Genomic DNA, 18,269 nt, shown 5'->3' with positions numbered 1-18,269 from the left:
GACTTATCAACAAGCCTTCAACAGCCGCTCAGGGGAGTACGGCGGAATACCGCCCGCCGACGAGACCAGCGCTCGGCTGAATCCCCGGAGGAGACCCGGCGGCATGCATACAGCACAGTTTGCCAACAGCTTTTCCACAGGAATCGCGCCGATCGAGAGCGTCCGCGAAAATGCCTCAAGGATGTTCCCTTTCAGCGTCCGCTGGCCCGTGAACACTGGGTTTCCCGGCTTTTCAGCGAAGTCCGCGGTGATCGACGGGGGCATGCTCGGCGCGGCCATGCACGGCTGCGCTGTCCACAGTCTGGCGACGCACCATTGTGGCGCCTCCCACATCGCCCTTTCCCTGGGTTTTTCGCCGGCCAGGAGAAATCCTGCGGCCCCGCCTGAAGCCTTTCCGCCAGCCAGCGAAGCAACTTTTTCAGTGGCTAATGCGAACAGCTTTTCCACAGACAAACCCACAGAAGGGCCGGTCGCCGGCCGGGCATTTCGCAAGGCGTTTCCATGGTGCCGAAGCACTTTGCGCGGACTACCTGCCGGAGGCCGGAAGCACGCTGCCCGCGACGGCTCGCCCGGCCCTTCGCAGAAACTCTGCACACAGACTTATCCACAGCATGCGCACAGCGCATAATGACAAAGCCGGGGACCCGATGAAGACTCCGCTGGCGTTCTTCGCCGATACCTCCGGCGGGGCATCGCGCGCCAAGGGCGGGATATTTCCACCGATTTTCCGGACTAAAAGAGGCGAAAGCCCTTTCCTGCGGCAGAGGAGATGAACGATGCGGTATCGGCTGGCAACTTCGTCCCCCCGCTTGCCCTGTGTTCCGGTCACGGCGCACGCGCGATGAGCAGCTCGGCCCACCGCGGGCGCATCCTGCATTTCCTCGGCGACCCGGCGAAGCTCGGCGACAAGGCCTGGGAGTATTTCGACGACGGCCTGCTGTGGATCGAGCACGGCCAGGTACGTGCCCTCGACCACGCCGCCTACCTGCTGCCACGGCTGCCCGCCGGCCTGGCGCTGGAGGAGCATCCGGGACGCTTGCTGCTGCCCGGCTTCGTCGACTGCCATGTGCACTATCCGCAGCTCGGGGTGGTCGCCTCCTACGGCACCCAGCTGCTGGACTGGCTGGAGGCCCACACCTATCCCGCCGAGCAGCGCTTCGCCGATGCCGGTTATGCCACCGTCCAGGCCGAGCTGTTCCTCGACGAACTGCTGCGCCATGGCACCACCACCGCGCTGGTATTCGGCACTGTCCATGCGGTGTCCGCCGAAGCTTTCTTCCAGGCCGCGCAGAAGCGCCGCCTGCGGATGATCGCCGGCAAGGTGCTGATGGACCGCAACGCCCCGCCGGCACTCTGCGATACCGCGGCCAGCGGCTACGCCGAGAGCCGCGCGCTGATCGAGCGCTGGCACGGCAACGGACGCCTGCAGTACGCGGTCACCCCGCGCTTCGCGCCGACCTCCTCGCCCGGGCAGTTGGCCGCGGCGGCGCGCCTGCTGGACGAGTATCCCGGCGTCTACCTGCACAGCCATCTCTCGGAGAATCTCAAGGAAGTCGCCTGGGTCGGCGAGCTGTTTCCCCAGGCCCAGGACTACCTCGACGTCTATCACCGTGCCGGGCTGGTCGGTGAACGCAGCGTGTTCGCCCACGGCATCCACCTGTCCGAACGCGAGTGCCGCTGCCTGGCGCACAAGAACGCGGCGCTGGCGCACTGCCCCAGCTCCAACCTGTTCATGGGTTCTGGCCTGTTCGATCTTGGCCGCGCCCAGCAGTACGGCATCCGTGTCGGCATCGGCAGCGACGTCGGCGGCGGCACCAGCCTGTCGCTGCTGGCCAACCTCGCCGACGCCTACAAGATCCAGCAATTGCGCGGCGCCAGTCTCGATCCGTTCCAGGCTCTCTACCTGGCCACCCTCGGCGGCGCCCGGACGCTCGGCCTGGACGGCCTGATCGGCAATTTCCTGCCCGGCCGCGAGGCCGACTTCGTCGCCCTCGACCTCGCCGCCACGCCGATGATCGCCCAGCGCATGGAGCATGCGCGCGGACTGGCCGATACCCTGTTCGTGCTCAACACCCTGGGCGACGACCGCGCGGTGGCGGCAACCTGGGTGCTGGGGGAGCGGCGCCATGCGAAGGGGTGAGCCTCACCCACGCTGGATCGGCCTGGCGCTCCTCCACCGCCCCTCGCCCGGATGAGCAAAGGGCGCATACCGCGCCAATCTGCCGGCATCACTCCAGCCAGATCCTCATGACACCGCCACCGCCTCCAGGAACCGCTCCAGCACCAGGTTCGGCCGGCGGCCCTTGCGGGTCACGATGGTCAGCGCGATGGCGTAGTGGAAGCGCTCCGGCAGCAATGGGCGGAGCATCCCGGCGGCGACCCAGTCGGCGGCGTAGTGCGACGGCAGGTAGCCGATGAAGTTGCCGGTCAGGATCAGGAACGCCATGCCCTCGCGATCCGAGGCGCTGGCGCTGTTGTTCAGCTCCTGGTGGCGCGCCTGGGCTTCGGCGGGCAGGCGGTAGCTGGGCGCCACGGCGTCGGCGGCGAGCACCTGGTCCACCGCGATGTCGCCGTCGGCGCGCTCGAACAGCGGGTGGCCGCGGCTGCAATAGAGCTGCGCGTGCTCGTCGTACAGCGGCAGGTACTCCAGGCCCGAGAGCGGGCTGATCAACGGCACCACGCCGACATGCAGGTGACCGTCGAGCACGCCCAGCTCGATCTCGTTGGGAGTGGTCATGCCGATGTTGATCCGCACCTGTGGCCCCTGTCCCTTGAGCGTACTGAGGGCGTGGGTGATGCGCATCTGCGGCAGGGTCACCAGGTTGTTGATGATGCCGATGTTGAGCTCGCCGCGCAGGTGCTGGTGCAGGTCGTTGACCTCGGCGCGAAAGCCCTCCAGCGCCGCCAGCAGGGTCTGGGTCGCGCGATAGACCTCGCGGCCCTCGTCGGTCAGGGCGAAGCCGGCGCGGCCGCGCTGGCACAGGCGCATGCCCAGGCGCTTCTCCAGGTCGCCCATGTGCAGGCTGATCGCCGAGCGGCTGAGGCCCAGGGTGCTCTCGGCGGCGGAGAAGCTGCCGCACTCGACGATGGTCTTGAAGATGCGCAACAGGCGGATATCGAAATCGCTGACCTGGCCGAGCGAAGGGTTGCGGGATTTGCCCATTATTGTTTTACCCAGTCGAAACCAAACGTGAGAAGAATAAGCTTTATCTAACCTTTCGTCAGGGCCAAGCTTGATCCAAACGCTCCGCCGCCGCGTGCGCGGAACCCTCCAACAAGAAAGCCCGAGGATCGAACGATGAACCAGCCGCTCAACGTGGCCCCGCCGGTTTCCAGCGAACTCAACCTGCGCGCCCACTGGATGCCCTTCTCCGCCAACCGCAACTTCCAGAAGGACCCGCGGATCATCGTCGCCGCCGAAGGCAGCTGGCTGACCGACGACAAGGGCCGCAAGGTCTACGACAGCCTGTCCGGCCTGTGGACCTGCGGCGCCGGCCACTCGCGCAAGGAAATCCAGGAGGCGGTGGCTCGCCAGCTCGGCACCCTCGACTACTCGCCGGGCTTCCAGTACGGCCACCCGCTGTCCTTCCAGTTGGCCGAGAAGATCGCCCAGCTGCTGCCCGGCGAACTGAACCACGTGTTCTTCACCGGTTCCGGCTCCGAATGCGCCGACACGTCGATCAAGATGGCCCGCGCCTACTGGCGCCTGAAGGGCCAGCCGCAGAAGACCAAGCTGATCGGCCGCGCCCGCGGCTACCACGGGGTCAACGTCGCCGGCACCAGCCTCGGCGGGATCGGCGGCAACCGCAAGATGTTCGGCCAGTTGATGGATGTCGACCACCTGCCGCACACCCTGCAACCGGGCATGGCGTTCACCCGCGGGATGGCCCAGACCGGCGGGGTCGAACTGGCCAACGAACTGCTCAAGCTGATCGAACTGCACGACGCCTCGAACATCGCCGCGGTGATCGTCGAGCCGATGTCCGGCTCCGCCGGCGTGCTGGTGCCGCCGGTCGGCTACCTGCAGCGCCTGCGCGAGATCTGCGACCAGCACAACATCCTGCTGATCTTCGACGAAGTGATCACCGCCTTCGGCCGCCTGGGCACCTACAGCGGCGCCGAATACTTCGGCGTCACCCCGGACCTGATGAACGTCGCCAAGCAGGTCACCAACGGCGCCGTGCCGATGGGCGCGGTGATCGCCAGCAGCGAGATCTACGACACCTTCATGAACCAGGCGCTGCCCGAGCACGCGGTTGAATTCAGCCACGGCTACACCTACTCCGCGCACCCGGTGGCCTGCGCCGCCGGCCTCGCCGCGCTGGACATCCTGGCCCGCGACAACCTGGTGCAGCAGTCCGCCGAGCTGGCGCCGCACTTCGAGAAGGTCCTGCACGGCCTGCAAGGCGCGAAGAACGTCATCGACATCCGCAATTGCGGCCTGGCCGGCGCGATCCAGATCGCCCCGCGCGACGGCGATCCGACCGTACGTCCGTTCGAGGCCGGCATGAAGCTCTGGCAACAGGGTTTCTACGTGCGCTTCGGCGGCGATACCCTGCAATTCGGCCCGACCTTCAACGCCAGGCCGGAAGAGCTGGACCGCCTGTTCGACGCGGTCGGCGAAGCGCTCGACGGCATCGCCTGATGAGCGGCCGCCCGCAAGCCGTACCCACCGTGCAGGTGGACAACGCCGAGGTGATCGTGACCGAATGGCGCTTCGCCCCCGGCGCGGAAACCGGGCGCCACCGCCACGGCCACGACTATGTGGTGGTACCGCTGACCGACGGCACGCTGCTGCTGGAAACCCCCGAGGGCGACCGCCACGCGCCGCTGGTCGCCGGACAGGCCTACTTCCGCAAGGCCGGCGTCGAGCACAACGTGATCAACGCCAGCGCACACGAAGTGGTCTTCGTCGAGACCGAGATCAAATGATCCGCACCCGCTCCCCAGGGAGCGGGTAAAGGGAAAGGGCCACGGCCCTTTCATCACCCCTAGCGAGAAGAGAAAACAAGATGGGCATGCTCCAACACCTGATCAACGGCGAACTGGTCGCCGACAGCGGCCGCAGCGCCGACGTCTTCAACCCCTCCACCGGCGAAGCCATCCACAAGGTCCCGCTGGCCGACGGCAAGACCCTGCAGAAAGCCATCGATGCCGCCAAGGCCGCCTTCCCGGCCTGGCGCAACACCCCGCCGGCCAAGCGTGCACAGGTGCTGTACCGCTTCAAGCAACTGCTGGAGCAGAACGAGGCGCGGATTTCCAAGCTGATCAGCGAAGAGCACGGCAAGACCCTGGAAGACGCCGCCGGCGAACTCAAGCGCGGCATCGAGAACGTCGAGTACGCCTGCGCCGCCCCGGAAATCCTCAAGGGCGAGTACAGCCGCAACGTCGGCCCGAACATCGACGCCTGGAGCGACTTCCAGCCGATCGGCGTGGTCGCCGGGATCACCCCGTTCAACTTCCCGGCGATGGTGCCGCTGTGGATGTACCCGCTGGCCATCGCCTGCGGCAACACCTTCATCCTCAAGCCCTCCGAGCGCGACCCCAGCTCCACCCTGCTGATCGCCGAGCTGTTCCACGAAGCCGGCCTGCCGAAGGGCGTGCTCAACGTGGTGCACGGCGACAAGGAAGCCGTGGACGGCCTGATCCAGGCGCCGGAAGTGAAGGCCATCAGCTTCGTCGGCTCGACCCCGATCGCCGAATACATCTATGCCGAGGGCACCAAGCGCGGCAAGCGCGTGCAGGCCCTGGGCGGCGCGAAGAACCATGCGGTGCTGATGCCCGACGCCGACCTCGACAACGCCGTCAGCGCGCTGATGGGTGCCGCCTACGGCTCCTGCGGCGAGCGCTGCATGGCGATCTCGGTGGCGGTATGCGTCGGCGACCAGGTGGCCGACGCGCTGATCGCCAAGCTGGTGCCGCAGATCAAGGCGCTGAAGATCGGTGCCGGCACTTCCTGCGGCCTCGACATGGGCCCGCTGGTCACTGCCGCCGCGCAGGCCAAGGTCACCGGCTACATCGACAGCGGCGTGGCCCAGGGCGCGGAGCTGGTGGTCGACGGCCGTGGCTACCAGGTCGCCGGCCACGAGAACGGCTTCTTCCTCGGCGGCAGCCTGTTCGACCGGGTGACCCCGGAAATGACCATCTACAAGGAAGAGATCTTCGGCCCGGTGCTGTGCGTGGTTCGCGTCAACAGCCTGGAAGAGGCCATGCAACTGATCAACGACCACGAATACGGCAACGGCACCTGCATCTTCACCCGCGACGGTGAGGCCGCCCGCCTGTTCTGCGACGAGATCGAGGTCGGCATGGTCGGCGTCAACGTCCCGCTGCCGGTGCCGGTGGCCTACCACAGCTTCGGCGGCTGGAAGCGCTCGCTGTTCGGCGACCTCCACGCCTACGGCCCGGACGGCGTGCGCTTCTACACCCGGCGCAAGGCCATCACCCAGCGCTGGCCGCAGCGGGCCAGCCACGAGGCCTCGCAATTCGCCTTCCCCAGCCTCTGAAGGCTGACGACGACAGGCATGGTCGGTGACGACCATGCCTTTTTTCTTTTTCCGCAATCGGGAGTCCGCTACGTTCCACCGCCGTGAAACCTCACCCACGGCCGCGCCCATGGCGTCGCCCACAAGGCGGCCCAGACCTTGCCCAAGAACAATTAAAGGGTCTCAACGATGTCCAAAGTCGTACTGGCTTCACAACTGCCGGACAAGCGCAGCGCCTCGCTCGCGCCCGGCCTGAAACAACGCCACGTCACCATGCTGTCGATCGCCGGGGTGATCGGCGCCGGCCTGTTCGTCGGCTCCGGCCATGCCATCGCCGCCGCCGGCCCGGCCGCCCTGCTCGCCTACCTGATCGCCGGCACCCTGGTGGTGCTGGTCATGCGCATGCTCGGGGAAATGGCGGTCGCCTCCCCCGACACCGGTTCCTTCTCCACCTACGCCGACCGCTCCATCGGCCGCTGGGCCGGCTTCACCATCGGCTGGCTCTACTGGTGGTTCTGGGTGCTGGTGATCCCCCTCGAAGCGATCGCCGCCGCGGCCATCCTCAACGCCTGGTTCCCGGCCATCGACACCTGGATCTTCGCCCTCGCGGTGACCTTCCTGCTCACCGTCACCAACCTGTTCAGCGTGGCCCGCTACGGCGAGTTCGAGTTCTGGTTCGCGCTGCTCAAGGTGATCGCCATCATCGCCTTCATCGTCCTCGGCGCGGTGGCCATCGTCGGCGGCCTGCCGGAGCGCGAGGTCAGCGGCCTGTCCAGCCTGATGGTGAGCAACGGCGGCTTCGTGCCGAATGGCTACGGCGCGGTGCTCGGCGCCCTGCTGACGACCATGTTCAGCTTCATGGGCACCGAGATCGTCACCATCGCCGCCGCCGAGTCCAAGGACCCGGCGAAGCAGATCACCCGCGCCACCAACTCGGTGATCTGGCGGATCGGCCTGTTCTACCTGGTGTCGATCTTCATCGTGATTTCCATCGTGCCGTGGAACGACCCGCTGCTGATCCAGGTCGGCTCCTACCAGCGCGCCCTGGAGCTGCTGGACATCCCGCACGCCAAGCTGATCGTCGACCTGGTGGTACTGGTCGCCGTGGCCAGCTGCCTGAACTCGGCGATCTACACCTCGTCGCGGATGGTCTTCTCCCTGGCCAGGCGTGGCGACGCCCCGAGCGTGCTCAAGCTGACCAACACCGCCCACGTGCCGCGCCCGGCGGTGCTGGCCAGCACCGCGGTGGGCTTCCTCACCACCATCGTCAACTACTTCGCGCCGGAGAAGGTCTTCACCTTCCTCCTCGCCAGCTCCGGCGCCGTGGCGCTATTGGTGTACCTGGTGATCGCCGTGGCCCAGCTGCGCATGCGCAAGCAATTGCAGGCCAGCGGCCAGCCCATCGAGTTCCGCATGTGGCTGTATCCCTGGCTGACCTGGGCGGTGATCCTGTTCATCGTCGCCGCGCTGAGCACCATGCTGGTCATGCCGGAGCACCGCCACGAGGTGTTCGCCACTGCCCTGCTGACGATATTCACCGTCTGCCTCGGGCTGCTCAACGCGCGACGCAAGCCGCGCCTCGGCGAGGACTACGCCGGGAAGACGGCGCGGGTCTGAGCCCACCACCGGGGTGGCGCCACCCGGCCCGGCCCCTCCTCCCCATGGAGAGAGAACCCGGACAGCCCTCCAAAGAAAAGCCCGGCCAATGGCCGGGCTTCTTCAGGCAAGAGGTCGTCTCAGACCTTCCTGACGAATTCAGATTTCAACTTCATCGCGCCAATGCCGTCGATCTTGCAATCGATGTCGTGGTCACCGTCCACCAGGCGGATGTTCTTCACCTTGGTGCCGACCTTCACCACCAGCGAGGAGCCCTTCACCTTCAGGTCCTTGATCACGGTGATGGTATCGCCGTCCTGGAGGACGTTGCCCACCGAGTCCTTGATCACCTTGCCATCGTCGGACGCCGTAGCGGCCTCGTTCGGCGACCATTCATGGGCGCACTCAGGGCAGACCAGCAGCGCGCCATCCTCGTAGGTGTATTCGGAATTGCATTGGGGACAGGGCGGCAGCGTGCTCACGGCATTCTCTCTTCAGCAGGGGGACGAAAACCGCAGATTATATAGGGTTTCTCCCTGCCCTGCCGATCCGCCTCAGAGCCCCTTGGTCTTCGGCACGCCGACGGCCGGCCCGGGGAAGTCGAGGGTGCCCTTTTCGCTGAAGCGCACTGTGCCGAACAGGCCTCCGGCGAGCTTGCCCTTCACCACGTAGGGCAGGCCCCGGGTCGGAGCGTTGTTGCTCAGGCCCCAGGCCTGGCGGAAAGCGGAAAAGGCGGAGACGGTCAGTGGCACGCTCACCACCCGCTCGCCGAAGCGCGGCACCTCGCCGGCCTGGTCGCTGACGCCGCTGGCCAGGGGCTGGCCGTTGACGTCGAGGTCGAGGGCGATGCCGTTGTATTCGATCGGCTGATCGTTGGGGTTCTGTACCCGCAGCTTGACCATGAAGCGCATCTCCATGCCTTGCCCCGGCAGGGGTTCCAGGCCGACCAGGTCGATACGCAACGGATCGCGCTGGCCGAAGGTGCTGCAGGCGCTCAACAGGGCGCCCAGGCACAGGGCCAGCAGCAGGCGGCCGAGGTTCGCGGGCAGGCGCATGGGTTCTCCTCCTTGGGTCGAATGTACGTGCATGGTGCCACAGCCGGTAGAATTCGCCGCGCAGCCGGTCCGGCTGCGCCAATGGACAAAGGACATGCCCATGCCTACACACGTTCTGCGCGGCCTCGCCGCCGCCCTCCCGCTGCTCCTCGCCGCCTGCTCGGATCCGGCTCCGTCCAGCGAGGAGATCGCCCGCCTGCTCACCGAGCGCGGCTTCGACAAACCCGCCTGCGCCAGCTCCACCCTGTTCAAGGCGTTCCCGGTGACGCTCTCCGACAGCTTCTCCGGCCCCGGCCCGGCGAAAGGCAACGCCGCGGTCTACGACGCCCTGGTCGGCGTCGGCTTGCTGCAACGCGACGGCGATACCTACGCCCTCACGCCCGCCGGCCGCGAGGACTACAAGCCCGAGTTGAAGGCCTTCTGCTACAGCAGCGGCTTCGACGTCAGCGTCCGCTCGGTAGACCCCGCCAAGCCCGACGACCACGGCCCGGCCGTGGAAAAGGGCTGGCTCGTCACCGTCGAGGTCAGGCCACGCGGAGTGAAGGACTGGGCGAAGACCCCCGAGGTGCTCAAGCAGGCCAGCCTGACCACCCTGCAACAGATCACCCAACCGCAGGTCGGCCAGGTCTCGCTGGTCAAGCCGCGCGGCGAGGAAGGCTACAAGCTCGTCAACACCCGCTTCTCGCCCAGGCGGGGCTTCCACTTCAATCAGGCCTGGTAATCCCGCGCCGCCCTTCCGCCCGCCCCGCTCGGGGCGGGCTCCTAATCCAAGCCACTGATCGATAAAGGTTTTTTCGTCGGACGAAACAGCCTGGCATTTGCTCGCCCGATCGCTTTCGTATACATTCGTTTTCACTGTAAACACCGTATACATCGAAAACGAAGCTGATCAGAAAATGAGCACCGTAGTCTCGTTCCGCGCCGATGATGCCCTGGTCGCGGCCCTCGACGAACTGGCCCGCGCCACCCACCGGGACCGTCCGTACCACTTGCGGCAGGCGCTCGCGCAGTACCTGGAAAGGCAGCAGTGGCAGGTCGCTGCCATCGATGAAGGCCTGGCCGATGCCAATGCCGGTCGCCTGCTGGAACACCTCGAGATCGAGAAGCGCTGGGGGCTGCAATGAGCCTGAAGTGGACTCGCAAGGCGGCCGCCGACCTGGACGCCATCTATGACCACTACGTGGTGCTGATCGGCCCGGAGAAAGCGCTGAAAGCCGTCCAGGACATCGTCGAGCAGGTGAAACCGCTACAGGAGGTGGCCAACCAGGGCGCGGGGCGACCCAGCGAGGTGCCAGGCGTACGCACCCTGGCGCTGGAGCGCTGGCCGTTCAGCGCCCCATTTCGGGTAAAAGGCAAGGAAATCCAGATTTTGCGCATCGACAGGGTCGAAATTACCCCCTGAAAGTGGTCACACGGTTACAAGATGTTTCAAAACGAATATTTATCTTGACTTGTACGAATTTCTTTATTTCGAACGAAACATCCATAATTCACAAATAATGGACATTTTTCGACCAACCCAATGAGAATGATTGACTTGCGACCACGGTTAGCTGATCAGTTCTTTAATTGACTTGTTCTTCGCTCCTATCTGCGTCCGCATTTTCCGAAAGTCGACGCCCTCGCCCGCTGGGCACGCTTTCCGGCGCTTTTTCCCTGGCGGAGGTACCCATAAGGAGGAACCGGCTTGGATTCGCTGAAAGGCATGGCGATCTTCGCCACTGTGGTGGACAAGGGCTCGATGGCAGCCGCAGCGGAGAGCCTGGGCCTGACTCCTTCGGCAGTCAGCCAGCAGATCCGCAGGCTGGAGAGCCGCGCCCAGGTCACTTTGCTGCATCGCACCACCCGCCGGCTGACCCTGACCGAAGCCGGCGAGGCGTTCTATCGCAGTTGCGCGCAGATGCTGGCGATCGCCGAGGAGGCCGAGCGACGGCTTGGCGAATGGCGCGATGCGCCGGTTGGCGAGTTGCGCCTGGCAGCACCGGTGGGGCTGTCCGGCTCGCTGATCACCCAGGCGCTGAAACCGTTGCTGGAGGATCACCGCCAGCTGCGCCTGCAGCTGTTCTTCCAGGACGAACGCATCGATCTGGTCGCCGAGCGCATCGACCTGGCGATCCGCGTCGGCAATCTCGCCGACTCCAGCCTGGTGGCGCGCCATCTCGGCGACTGGAACAACATCCTCTGCGCGGCGCCGGGCTACCTGCGCCAACGCGCGCCGCTGAAACGCCCGGAACAGTTGCTCGAGCTCGACTGGATCGCCCTGAACACCGCCAGTCAGTTCAACCTCCTGACCCTCACCGGCGCCGATGGCGAAGTCTGCAAGCTGCGCCTGGAACCACGGGTCGCGGCCAACGGCATGCTCGCGGTGCGCCAGTTCACCCTGGATGGGCTGGGCGTGTCCTGCCAGCCGTTGCCGGAGGTCCGCGAGGCCCTGGACGCAGGTCGCCTGCAGCGGCTTTTGCCGGAGTGGAAGTTACCGGACCTGGGGATCCATGCGGTGACACCGCGGCGTGATGCCCAGCCGGCCAAGGTGAAGGTCGCCATCGAAGCGCTGCGGCGGGCATTCGCTACGGGGTAGGGGCGGCGGAGCTGACCGGCGGATCGCCGGCCGGCTCCAGGTGCCGTCAGGAGAAGCGGCCGAGGGTCAGGGTGACCTCGCCGATGCCGCTCCGGTGGCGTTGCCGCCGCTGCTGATACCGGCGTAGTTCTGCGACGCCGGCGTGAAGTGCCGGGTTTAAGTGGCGCCGGATTTCCGGGGATCATCCCAGCTGAAGGTACCCATCCTGGTGTTGCCGTCGTGGCAGTCGAAGCAGCCCCGGGTACCGGACGCGGCGTTCTCCCGTCCGCAGGAAGCGATCCACTGCGGGCTGCCGGCCTGCACGTTCATGCTGCTGTCTTTCTCGGCCGAGATTTCGTCGTCCCTGTTCGAGCAGCGGCAGAACATGCCCCATTGCAGGGTGGCGTTGCGGATGCCCGCCGTACCGATGGAGTTGGATACAACGACCTTCACTGCGATCCATTCTGCGTATGCCATGTCGATCTCCATTGACCATGCGCTCACAGGTTCCTGCAGACATACGGACAGGACCGGGCGCTCGCAACGGACCCTTGGCTACGCCGACCAGCACGGTGCCCCCGATCTGTTTAACCACGGGATGGCGAACAGCCACCCCCGCCTGCCAGATATGGTAGGCGGAGGAGGGTGGGAATCAGGCCTCCTGGCGCTTGTCCTGCCGACGGGCGCTCATGCCGAACGCCTTGCGCAGGTCGGTGGTGGGCGGTGGCAGGAAGCGCATGCGGGCGAACAGGCCGCGCAGGTACTCGTCCATCAGCTCGGTGGCCGCCACGCTGTCGCCGGCCTCCAGTGCATCGAGCAGGCCACGCTGCGCGACGCAGGCCTCGACACTGTAGACCGCGCCCTTGTTCAACGCGATGTCCAGCGAGGCACGCGCCACCAGGCCGCGAACGAAGCCAAGCAGCAGCGGATTCTCGGTGCATTCGGCGAGGCGCAGGTGGAAGCGCCCGGCGAGCCGGATCACCCCGGCGCTGTCGCGCGCCTCGAGACAGGCCTGTTCCTCGTCGACCAGCGCCCGCAGCTCGGCCAGGGTGGTCGCGTCCACCCCCTTGCGCAGCTGGCGCAGCACCTCGCTCTCCACCAACAGGCGCGCCTCCAGCACCTGCCGCGCCTGGCGCTCGTCCGGGCGGGCGACACTGGCGACCTCCTTCGGCGCCATCACCACCGCGCCGTCCTCGGCGAGGCGGGTGAGGGCGCGCTGGATGGTGCCGTTGCTGACCCGGAAGATCTGTCCGAGGGTTTCCTTGCTCAGCTTGGCGGCCGGCGCCAGGCGCTTTTCCAGGATCGCCGTGTAGATGCTTTCGTAGACGAAATGGCTGGTGGGGCGCAGCGCGGCGCCCTGCGGGGTACGTGCTTCGAATCCGACCATGATCACACCTGTCGAGTCATGCTTGTGGGCCGTCGCAGGCCCCGGACGAGAACCGTCCGGCCACCGCGGCGGAACCAGGTTGGAGACGTGGCGCGGGCGCTCAGCCCTGCGGCAGGCGCAGGTCGATGTTCAGCCGCGCGCCTTCGTTGAGGATGTGCTGGCGCATCGCCTGGCTCGCCCGCTCGCTGTCATGCTGGCGGATCGCGCGGAGGATCGCCTCGTGCTCCTGGAGGATCTCCTCGGCATATTCCGGCTGCCGCCGCACCAGGTTGTCGCTGCGCTCCAGGGCGCTGCCGATCTGCTCGGATACGCTGAGGAAGATCGGGTTCGAGGTCAGCTTGACCAGGCGCCGGTGGAAGGCCGTGTAGGCCTCCACCACGGCCTGCGCGGCGCCGTCCTCGACCGCCTCGCGCAGGTCCAGCAGCAACAGCCGCAGCTCGCTGATCTCGGCGGCGCCGGCGCTCTGCGCGACGATGCCGACGATGAACGGCTCCAGCGCGTAGCGCAGTTGCAGGACGTCCTCCATGGTGGCCTCGCCGGGTGCCGCGACCTCGCGCAGCGGCTCGCTGCGCTCGAGGACCATCACGCCCTTGCCCGGCATCGAACGGACCACGCCGAGGGTCTCCAGGACCATGATCGCCTCGCGCAGGCTCGGCCGGCTGATTTCCATCTGCTCCGCCAGCTCGCGCTGGCCGGGCAGCATCTGGCCGGCGACCCAGCGGCCCTGCTCGATGGTGTCGAGCAGGCGCTGGGCGACCGCGTTGACCAGCTTGGACGAAGAAAACATGTCGCCTCCCTTTACGTGCGAATCTGACTTCCCATCATGCCGCGGCCTCAGCCCTGCAGCTTGCCTTCGCCGGCCACCACGCCGCGCTCGAGCGGCTCACCGCCGGTCCTGGCCGGCGCCTCCAGGCGCCCGTCGAGTATGGCCTGGGCGCGCGGCAGGTCGATGTCGTTTTCCCAGCGGGCGATGGTCACCGTGGCCACGCAATTGCCGATCAGGTTGGTCAGCGCGCGGCCGATGCCCATGAACCAGTCCACCGAGAGCACCAGCACCAGCCCGGCCACCGGGATCGCCGGCACCGCGGTGAGGGTCGCGGCGAGGATCACCAGGGCCGAGCCGGGAATGCCATGGGCGCCCTTGGAGGTCACCAGCGACACCAGCAGGATGGTGAGCAGGTCGGTCATCGCCAGCGGCGTGCCGGTGACGTGGGCGATGAATACCACCGCCAGGGTCAGGTAGATCGAGAAACCGTCGAGGTTGAACGAGTAGCCGGTGGGAATCACCAGGCCCACCGTGGAACTGCGGATACCCATGTGCTCGAGCTTGCGCATCACCTGCGGCAGCACCGCGTCGGAGGAAGCGGTGCCCATCACGATCAGCAGTTCCTCGCGGAAGTAGCGCAGGAACGGCAGCATGCGCACCCCGGAAAGGCGCAGCACGCTGCCGAGCACGGCCATGACGAAGACCAGGCAGGTGGCGTAGAACACCAGCACCAGCGCGCCCAGGTGGCTGAGCGAGTCGACGCCGTAGCGGGCGGTGGTGAAAGCCACCGCGCCGAACACGCCGAGCGGCGCCAGGCGCACGATCATGCCCATGATGCGGAACACGATATGGCTGAATTCGTTGATCAAGCGGGCCACCCCGCTGGCCTGCTCGCCGACCAGGTTCAGGGCGCTGCCGAACAGCACGGAGAACAGCAGGACCTGGAGGATGTCGTTCTCGGCGAAGGCGCTGAACACCGAGGTCGGGATCAGGCCCATGAGGAACGCCACCGGGCCGTGGATTTCCTGGGTGCGCCCGGTGTACAAGGCGATGTCGCCGGCGGGCAGCTCGTTGAGATGGATGTTGGCGCCGCTACCCAGGCCCAGGCTGTAGGCCACCACCAGGCCGAGGACCAGGGCGATGGTGGTGAGGATCTCGAAGTAGATCACCGACTTCAGGCCGATGCGGCCGACCTTCTTCAGGTCGCCGGCGCCGGAAATGCCGTTGACCACCACGCAGAAGACGATCAGTGCGATGAGCATCTTGATCAGCTTGATGAATCCGTCGCCCAGCGGCTTCATCTGCACGGCCAGGTCGGGAATGCCGACTCCGCACAGGACGCCTATCACCAGGCCAATCACGACTTGCAGGAATATCGAGCGGGAACAGCGCTTGATGAACATCGCAGGAGTCTCCATTCGGCGCTTCCATCGGGCCTCGCGGAGGCGGGCGATGAAGGCATTTTTATTGTGGTATTACCGGTCTGACCAGTTCAGCCTATACGCAAAGAAGCCGGCCTGACAAGCCACCCACGGCGAGCGCGACGAATGGCTGGCAGCCGCGAGGAGCACGGGCCACAGCCGCGGGGAGAGCGCCTGGAGGGGCGCAACGCGGCGAGCCAGAGCGGTTCGCCGCGGGAGAAGGACAGTCAGTCGGCGAGCGCCTCGGCGACGAAATCCAGGCGGTCCTGGCCGAAGAACAGCCGGTCGCCGACGAAGAAGCTTGGCGCGCCGAACACGCCGCGCCGCACCGCCTCTTCGGTGGTCGCCTTGAGCCCCGCCTTGACCTGTTCGTCGCCGACCAGGCGGAGGAACTCATCCGGGTCGAACCCGGCCTCCGCCAGCACCTGGGCGACCACCTCGGGCTTGCCGAGGTCCCGCTGGCGCACCCACAGCGCTTCGAACACCGCCTTCAGGTAGGGATGGAAGCCTTCGCCGCCGAGATAGCCCTGGGCGCCGCGCATCAGCGTCAGGGTATTGATCGGGAAGGCCGGGTTGAAGACCAGCGGCACGCCGTAGCGTTGCGCATGGCGCGCCAGGTCGTGGAGGGTATAGCGCCCCTTGGCCGGCACCTCGATCGGCGAATGGTTGCCGGTGGCCTTGAACACGCCGCCCAGCAGCATCGGCCGCCAGGCGATGGTCGCGCCGCGTTCGGCGGCGATGCGTGGCAGTTGGGTCCAGGCCAGGTAGGTGGTGGGGCTGCCGACGTCGAAGAAGAACTCGATCTGTTTGTTCATGCGTGGCTCTTTCCGTGGCGGGGATCAGAAGGTTTCCGTCCAGGGGCGCAGGTCCAGCTCGTGCACCCAGCAATCGCGTGGCTGGCAATGGATCTGCCAGTAGGTCTCGGCGATGTGCTCGGGATCGAGGATGCCGTCCTGCTCCTTGCGCTTGTACAGCTCGGGCAGGGTTTCGCGGATGAAGTCGGTGTCGATGGCGCCGTCGATGATCGGATGGGCGACGTGGATGCCCTTGGGCCCCAGCTCGCGCGCCATGCTCTGGGCCAGGGCGCGCAGGGCGAACTTGGCGCCGGAGAACGCGGCGAAGTGCGCGCGGCCGCGCAGCGAGGCGGTGGCGCCGGTGAAGATGATCGTCCCACGCTGTCGCGGCAGCATCACCCGCGCCGCCTCGCGGCCGGTAAGGAAGCCGCCGAAGGCGGCCATTTCCCAGACCTTGCGGTAGACCCGTTCGGTGGTTTCGGTGATCGGGAACCAGACGTTGGCGCCGACGTTGAAGATCACCGCCTCCAGCGGCCCGACCTCGCGCTCGATGCGGGCGAAGAGATCGATCACCTGCTGCTCCTGGCGCGCGTCGCAAGCGCAGGCCAGGGCCTCGCCGCCTTGGTCGCGGATGGCCTGCACCAGCGGCTCCAGCTTCTCCGCGTTGCGCCGGGCGACGCAGGCCACGTAGCCCTCGCGGGCGAACCGCCGGGCGATGGCGCCACCGGTGGCGTCGCCGGCGCCCATTACCAGAACCGCTTTGCGTTGGGTCATTGCACAGGCCTCCCTCTTATAGTTCTTTTTTAGAACTTATATTGAGGGATAGTTGGTTCTTTAAAGGAACTTGTCAACTACCGAGAGTGGGGGCTCTGCGCCTGCGCTGCGATTGGTTTGCTCTTCCCGGCCTTGAAGGGAAGTGGGGCCGTGCGGAGGGGCTTGGAACGATGGCGCTTCACCCCAGTAGGGCGGCGCCAACGGCGTTATCCGCCGATTCACCGGACCGGCCAGGAAACGCCAGTTGCCGAATGGCCGGCGCAGCCTCGATCCTTTCCCTGAAAGCAGAGGAAACCGCGTGGGGCAACCCGGGGCGATGGCAGGCTACCCCAGGCAAACGGTGTATCGGTCAACCCCGCCGTAACAGGCGTCCACGCCAGAACAGCCCCTCGCGCACCGTCACGTCCCGCGCATGCAATGGCTCGCCGCATTCGGAACAGACCAGCACCCCATGCATGTGCTGGCCGCACTGCTTGTGCACGTGCTCCAGCGGCGGGCCCTCGACGCCGGCGAGGTGGCGGTCGCCCCAGTTCACCAGGGAGAGGATCGTCGGATAGAGCTCCATCCCTTTCTCGGTCAGGCGATATTCCTCGCGCAGCGGCTTCTCCTGGTAGGGCGACTTGGCCAGGATCTCCGCCTCCACCAGGCGCTTGAGGCGGTCGGCGAGGACGTGACGGGTCACGCCGAGACTGCGCTCGAAGTCGTCGAAACGGCGAATGCCCAGGAAGCAGTCGCGCAATACCAGCAGGGTCCAGCGATCGCCGACGATCGCCAGTACCCGCGCCAGCGAACAGGGTTGTTCGCTCAGTTCTTCCCAACGCATGAGACACCTCCAGCCGTTCGCCACAGGATAGCCGCGTGGGTTCTGAAACGAAACCGACCCGCCACGCCTTTCCAGCGGCCCGCCGCCCATGGCATAACCGCGTTCCTGTCCTCTGCTCCGGAATCCCGACCATGTCGCTCGACTGGACCTGCAAGCACCACGCCGACCTCACCCTGAAGGAGCTCTACGCGCTGCTGCAATTGCGCACCGAGGTCTTCGTGGTGGAACAGAAATGTCCCTACCAGGAGGTCGACGGCCTCGACCTGGTCGGCGACACCCATCACCTGATGGCCTGGCGCGACGGCCAGTTGCTGGCCTACCTGCGCCTGCTCGACCCGGTTCGCCATGAGGGCCAGGTGGTGATCGGCCGGGTGGTCAGCTCCTCGGCCGCGCGCGGCCAGGGGCTCGGCCACCAGTTGATGGAACGCGCGCTGCAGGCGGCGGAGCGGCTCTGGCTGGACACCCCGGTGTACCTCTCGGCCCAGGCCCACCTGCAGGCCTACTATGGCCGCTACGGCTTCGTCCCGGTCACCGAGGTCTACCTGGAAGACGACATCCCGCATATCGGCATGCGCCGCGCCTGAGGCGGGTCGCCCCTGGACGGGGCGGGG

At 66.5% G+C, this 18,269-nt stretch carries 21 protein-coding genes; 10 read left to right on the top strand and 11 right to left on the bottom strand.

The features are described from left to right. Positions 1-6: 6 nt before the first annotated feature. Positions 7-447, bottom strand: coding sequence for a hypothetical protein (locus B7D75_RS29300; protein WP_162600462.1), 441 nt, complete (start codon positions 445-447; stop codon positions 7-9). Between the two features lie 322 nt (positions 448-769). Between B7D75_RS29300 and guaD the strand changes: the two genes are divergently transcribed. Continuing rightward, complete coding sequence (gene guaD / locus B7D75_RS00725; RefSeq protein ID WP_074197354.1) at positions 770-2,140, top strand: guanine deaminase; 1,371 nt, start codon at positions 770-772, stop codon at positions 2,138-2,140. 105 nt (positions 2,141-2,245) lie between these two features. Here the strand turns inward: guaD and bauR are convergent, their stop codons facing one another. After that, positions 2,246-3,163: an HTH-type transcriptional activator BauR gene (gene bauR / locus B7D75_RS00720; protein WP_011979172.1), complete on the bottom strand. Its 918-nt coding sequence runs from the start codon at positions 3,161-3,163 to the stop codon at positions 2,246-2,248. A 135-nt stretch (positions 3,164-3,298) separates the two neighbouring features. Between bauR and bauA the strand changes: the two genes are divergently transcribed. The 4 genes from bauA to gabP all read left to right on the top strand — a co-directional run bounded on the left by bauA (position 3,299) and on the right by gabP (position 8,102). Continuing rightward, positions 3,299-4,645, top strand: coding sequence for a beta-alanine--pyruvate aminotransferase (bauA, locus tag B7D75_RS00715; protein WP_003156103.1), 1,347 nt, complete (start codon positions 3,299-3,301; stop codon positions 4,643-4,645). Beyond that, positions 4,645-4,932, top strand: coding sequence for a beta-alanine degradation protein BauB (gene bauB / locus B7D75_RS00710; protein WP_003083790.1), 288 nt, complete (start codon positions 4,645-4,647; stop codon positions 4,930-4,932). The genes bauA and bauB overlap by 1 nt, the downstream gene beginning before the upstream one ends. 80 nt (positions 4,933-5,012) lie before the next feature. Beyond that, the gene (locus B7D75_RS00705; RefSeq protein ID WP_033998080.1) at positions 5,013-6,506 is read left to right on the top strand and encodes a CoA-acylating methylmalonate-semialdehyde dehydrogenase; all 1,494 of its coding nucleotides are present in this window, start codon (positions 5,013-5,015) and stop codon (positions 6,504-6,506) included. 168 nt (positions 6,507-6,674) lie between these two features. After that, positions 6,675-8,102: a GABA permease gene (gene gabP / locus B7D75_RS00700; RefSeq protein ID WP_107113642.1), complete on the top strand. Its 1,428-nt coding sequence runs from the start codon at positions 6,675-6,677 to the stop codon at positions 8,100-8,102. A gap of 119 nt (positions 8,103-8,221) precedes the next feature. Here the strand turns inward: gabP and B7D75_RS00695 are convergent, their stop codons facing one another. Continuing rightward, complete coding sequence (locus tag B7D75_RS00695) at positions 8,222-8,563, bottom strand: zinc ribbon domain-containing protein YjdM (RefSeq protein ID WP_003101229.1); 342 nt, start codon at positions 8,561-8,563, stop codon at positions 8,222-8,224. Positions 8,564-8,635: 72 nt separating this feature from the next. Further along, a complete protein-coding gene (locus tag B7D75_RS00690; protein WP_034081042.1) occupies positions 8,636-9,136 on the bottom strand; it encodes an LEA type 2 family protein in 501 nt (166 codons plus the stop codon). Positions 9,137-9,236: 100 nt separating this feature from the next. Between B7D75_RS00690 and B7D75_RS00685 the strand changes: the two genes are divergently transcribed. The 4 genes from B7D75_RS00685 to B7D75_RS00670 all read left to right on the top strand — a co-directional run bounded on the left by B7D75_RS00685 (position 9,237) and on the right by B7D75_RS00670 (position 11,714). Next, a complete protein-coding gene (locus B7D75_RS00685) occupies positions 9,237-9,857 on the top strand; it encodes a hypothetical protein (protein WP_107113641.1) in 621 nt (206 codons plus the stop codon). Positions 9,858-10,032: 175 nt separating this feature from the next. Beyond that, a complete protein-coding gene (locus tag B7D75_RS00680; RefSeq protein WP_034081045.1) occupies positions 10,033-10,260 on the top strand; it encodes a CopG family ribbon-helix-helix protein in 228 nt (75 codons plus the stop codon). Then, positions 10,257-10,538 (top strand): type II toxin-antitoxin system toxin ParE, encoded by a 282-nt coding sequence (gene parE, locus B7D75_RS00675; RefSeq protein ID WP_003156094.1) that lies wholly within the window; start codon positions 10,257-10,259, stop codon positions 10,536-10,538. The genes B7D75_RS00680 and parE overlap by 4 nt, the downstream gene beginning before the upstream one ends. 285 nt (positions 10,539-10,823) lie before the next feature. Continuing rightward, complete coding sequence (locus tag B7D75_RS00670) at positions 10,824-11,714, top strand: LysR family transcriptional regulator (protein ID WP_043099741.1); 891 nt, start codon at positions 10,824-10,826, stop codon at positions 11,712-11,714. Between the two features lie 156 nt (positions 11,715-11,870). Here B7D75_RS00670 and B7D75_RS00665 read toward each other — a convergent pair whose 3' ends face one another. From B7D75_RS00665 to B7D75_RS00635, 7 genes are all read right to left on the bottom strand, one after another. Further along, complete coding sequence (locus tag B7D75_RS00665; RefSeq protein WP_234420743.1) at positions 11,871-12,170, bottom strand: aegerolysin family protein; 300 nt, start codon at positions 12,168-12,170, stop codon at positions 11,871-11,873. A 175-nt stretch (positions 12,171-12,345) separates the two neighbouring features. Continuing rightward, positions 12,346-13,080 (bottom strand): GntR family transcriptional regulator, encoded by a 735-nt coding sequence (locus B7D75_RS00660; RefSeq protein WP_058145532.1) that lies wholly within the window; start codon positions 13,078-13,080, stop codon positions 12,346-12,348. Positions 13,081-13,180: 100 nt separating this feature from the next. Then, positions 13,181-13,867: a FadR/GntR family transcriptional regulator gene (locus tag B7D75_RS00655; RefSeq protein ID WP_011979163.1), complete on the bottom strand. Its 687-nt coding sequence runs from the start codon at positions 13,865-13,867 to the stop codon at positions 13,181-13,183. 47 nt (positions 13,868-13,914) lie between these two features. Next, positions 13,915-15,264, bottom strand: a complete 1,350-nt coding sequence (locus tag B7D75_RS00650) for a C4-dicarboxylate transporter DctA (RefSeq protein ID WP_023443219.1) — start codon at positions 15,262-15,264, stop codon at positions 13,915-13,917. Between the two features lie 230 nt (positions 15,265-15,494). After that, positions 15,495-16,082 carry a 2-hydroxychromene-2-carboxylate isomerase gene (locus B7D75_RS00645; protein WP_107113640.1) on the bottom strand — a complete coding sequence of 196 codons (588 nt, stop codon included), beginning with the start codon at positions 16,080-16,082 and terminating at the stop codon, positions 15,495-15,497. 24 nt (positions 16,083-16,106) lie between these two features. Further along, positions 16,107-16,835 carry an SDR family oxidoreductase gene (locus B7D75_RS00640; RefSeq protein ID WP_053816476.1) on the bottom strand — a complete coding sequence of 243 codons (729 nt, stop codon included), beginning with the start codon at positions 16,833-16,835 and terminating at the stop codon, positions 16,107-16,109. Positions 16,836-17,184: 349 nt separating this feature from the next. Next, positions 17,185-17,658: a winged helix-turn-helix transcriptional regulator gene (locus B7D75_RS00635; protein WP_043099747.1), complete on the bottom strand. Its 474-nt coding sequence runs from the start codon at positions 17,656-17,658 to the stop codon at positions 17,185-17,187. Between the two features lie 131 nt (positions 17,659-17,789). Here B7D75_RS00635 and B7D75_RS00630 point away from each other — a divergent pair, with 131 nt between their 5' ends. Continuing rightward, complete coding sequence (locus B7D75_RS00630; RefSeq protein WP_003156078.1) at positions 17,790-18,242, top strand: GNAT family N-acetyltransferase; 453 nt, start codon at positions 17,790-17,792, stop codon at positions 18,240-18,242. Positions 18,243-18,269: the final 27 nt, after the last annotated feature.

This window comes from Pseudomonas paraeruginosa, from assembly GCF_003025345.2.
In the GTDB taxonomy this organism is placed as follows: Bacteria; Pseudomonadota; Gammaproteobacteria; order Pseudomonadales; family Pseudomonadaceae; genus Pseudomonas; species Pseudomonas paraeruginosa.
This window is presented reverse-complemented; position numbering and strand designations above follow the sequence as displayed.

What these genes read in the sequence shown, in the direction of transcription:
- guaD (WP_074197354.1), top strand. Translation starts at nt 770, where the DNA reads ATGAACGATGCGGTATCGGCTGGCAACTTCGTCCCCCCGCTTGCCCTG.
- bauR (WP_011979172.1), bottom strand. Translation starts at nt 3,163, where the DNA reads ATGGGCAAATCCCGCAACCCTTCGCTCGGCCAGGTCAGCGATTTCGAT.
- bauA (WP_003156103.1), top strand. Translation starts at nt 3,299, where the DNA reads ATGAACCAGCCGCTCAACGTGGCCCCGCCGGTTTCCAGCGAACTCAAC.
- bauB (WP_003083790.1), top strand. Translation starts at nt 4,645, where the DNA reads ATGAGCGGCCGCCCGCAAGCCGTACCCACCGTGCAGGTGGACAACGCC.
- B7D75_RS00705 (WP_033998080.1), top strand. Translation starts at nt 5,013, where the DNA reads ATGGGCATGCTCCAACACCTGATCAACGGCGAACTGGTCGCCGACAGC.
- gabP (WP_107113642.1), top strand. Translation starts at nt 6,675, where the DNA reads ATGTCCAAAGTCGTACTGGCTTCACAACTGCCGGACAAGCGCAGCGCC.
- B7D75_RS00690 (WP_034081042.1), bottom strand. Translation starts at nt 9,136, where the DNA reads ATGCGCCTGCCCGCGAACCTCGGCCGCCTGCTGCTGGCCCTGTGCCTG.
- B7D75_RS00685 (WP_107113641.1), top strand. Translation starts at nt 9,237, where the DNA reads ATGCCTACACACGTTCTGCGCGGCCTCGCCGCCGCCCTCCCGCTGCTC.
- B7D75_RS00680 (WP_034081045.1), top strand. Translation starts at nt 10,033, where the DNA reads ATGAGCACCGTAGTCTCGTTCCGCGCCGATGATGCCCTGGTCGCGGCC.
- parE (WP_003156094.1), top strand. Translation starts at nt 10,257, where the DNA reads ATGAGCCTGAAGTGGACTCGCAAGGCGGCCGCCGACCTGGACGCCATC.
- B7D75_RS00665 (WP_234420743.1), bottom strand. Translation starts at nt 12,170, where the DNA reads ATGGCATACGCAGAATGGATCGCAGTGAAGGTCGTTGTATCCAACTCC.
- B7D75_RS00660 (WP_058145532.1), bottom strand. Translation starts at nt 13,080, where the DNA reads ATGGTCGGATTCGAAGCACGTACCCCGCAGGGCGCCGCGCTGCGCCCC.
- B7D75_RS00655 (WP_011979163.1), bottom strand. Translation starts at nt 13,867, where the DNA reads ATGTTTTCTTCGTCCAAGCTGGTCAACGCGGTCGCCCAGCGCCTGCTC.
- B7D75_RS00650 (WP_023443219.1), bottom strand. Translation starts at nt 15,264, where the DNA reads ATGGAGACTCCTGCGATGTTCATCAAGCGCTGTTCCCGCTCGATATTC.
- B7D75_RS00645 (WP_107113640.1), bottom strand. Translation starts at nt 16,082, where the DNA reads ATGAACAAACAGATCGAGTTCTTCTTCGACGTCGGCAGCCCCACCACC.
- B7D75_RS00640 (WP_053816476.1), bottom strand. Translation starts at nt 16,835, where the DNA reads ATGACCCAACGCAAAGCGGTTCTGGTAATGGGCGCCGGCGACGCCACC.
- B7D75_RS00635 (WP_043099747.1), bottom strand. Translation starts at nt 17,658, where the DNA reads ATGCGTTGGGAAGAACTGAGCGAACAACCCTGTTCGCTGGCGCGGGTA.
- B7D75_RS00630 (WP_003156078.1), top strand. Translation starts at nt 17,790, where the DNA reads ATGTCGCTCGACTGGACCTGCAAGCACCACGCCGACCTCACCCTGAAG.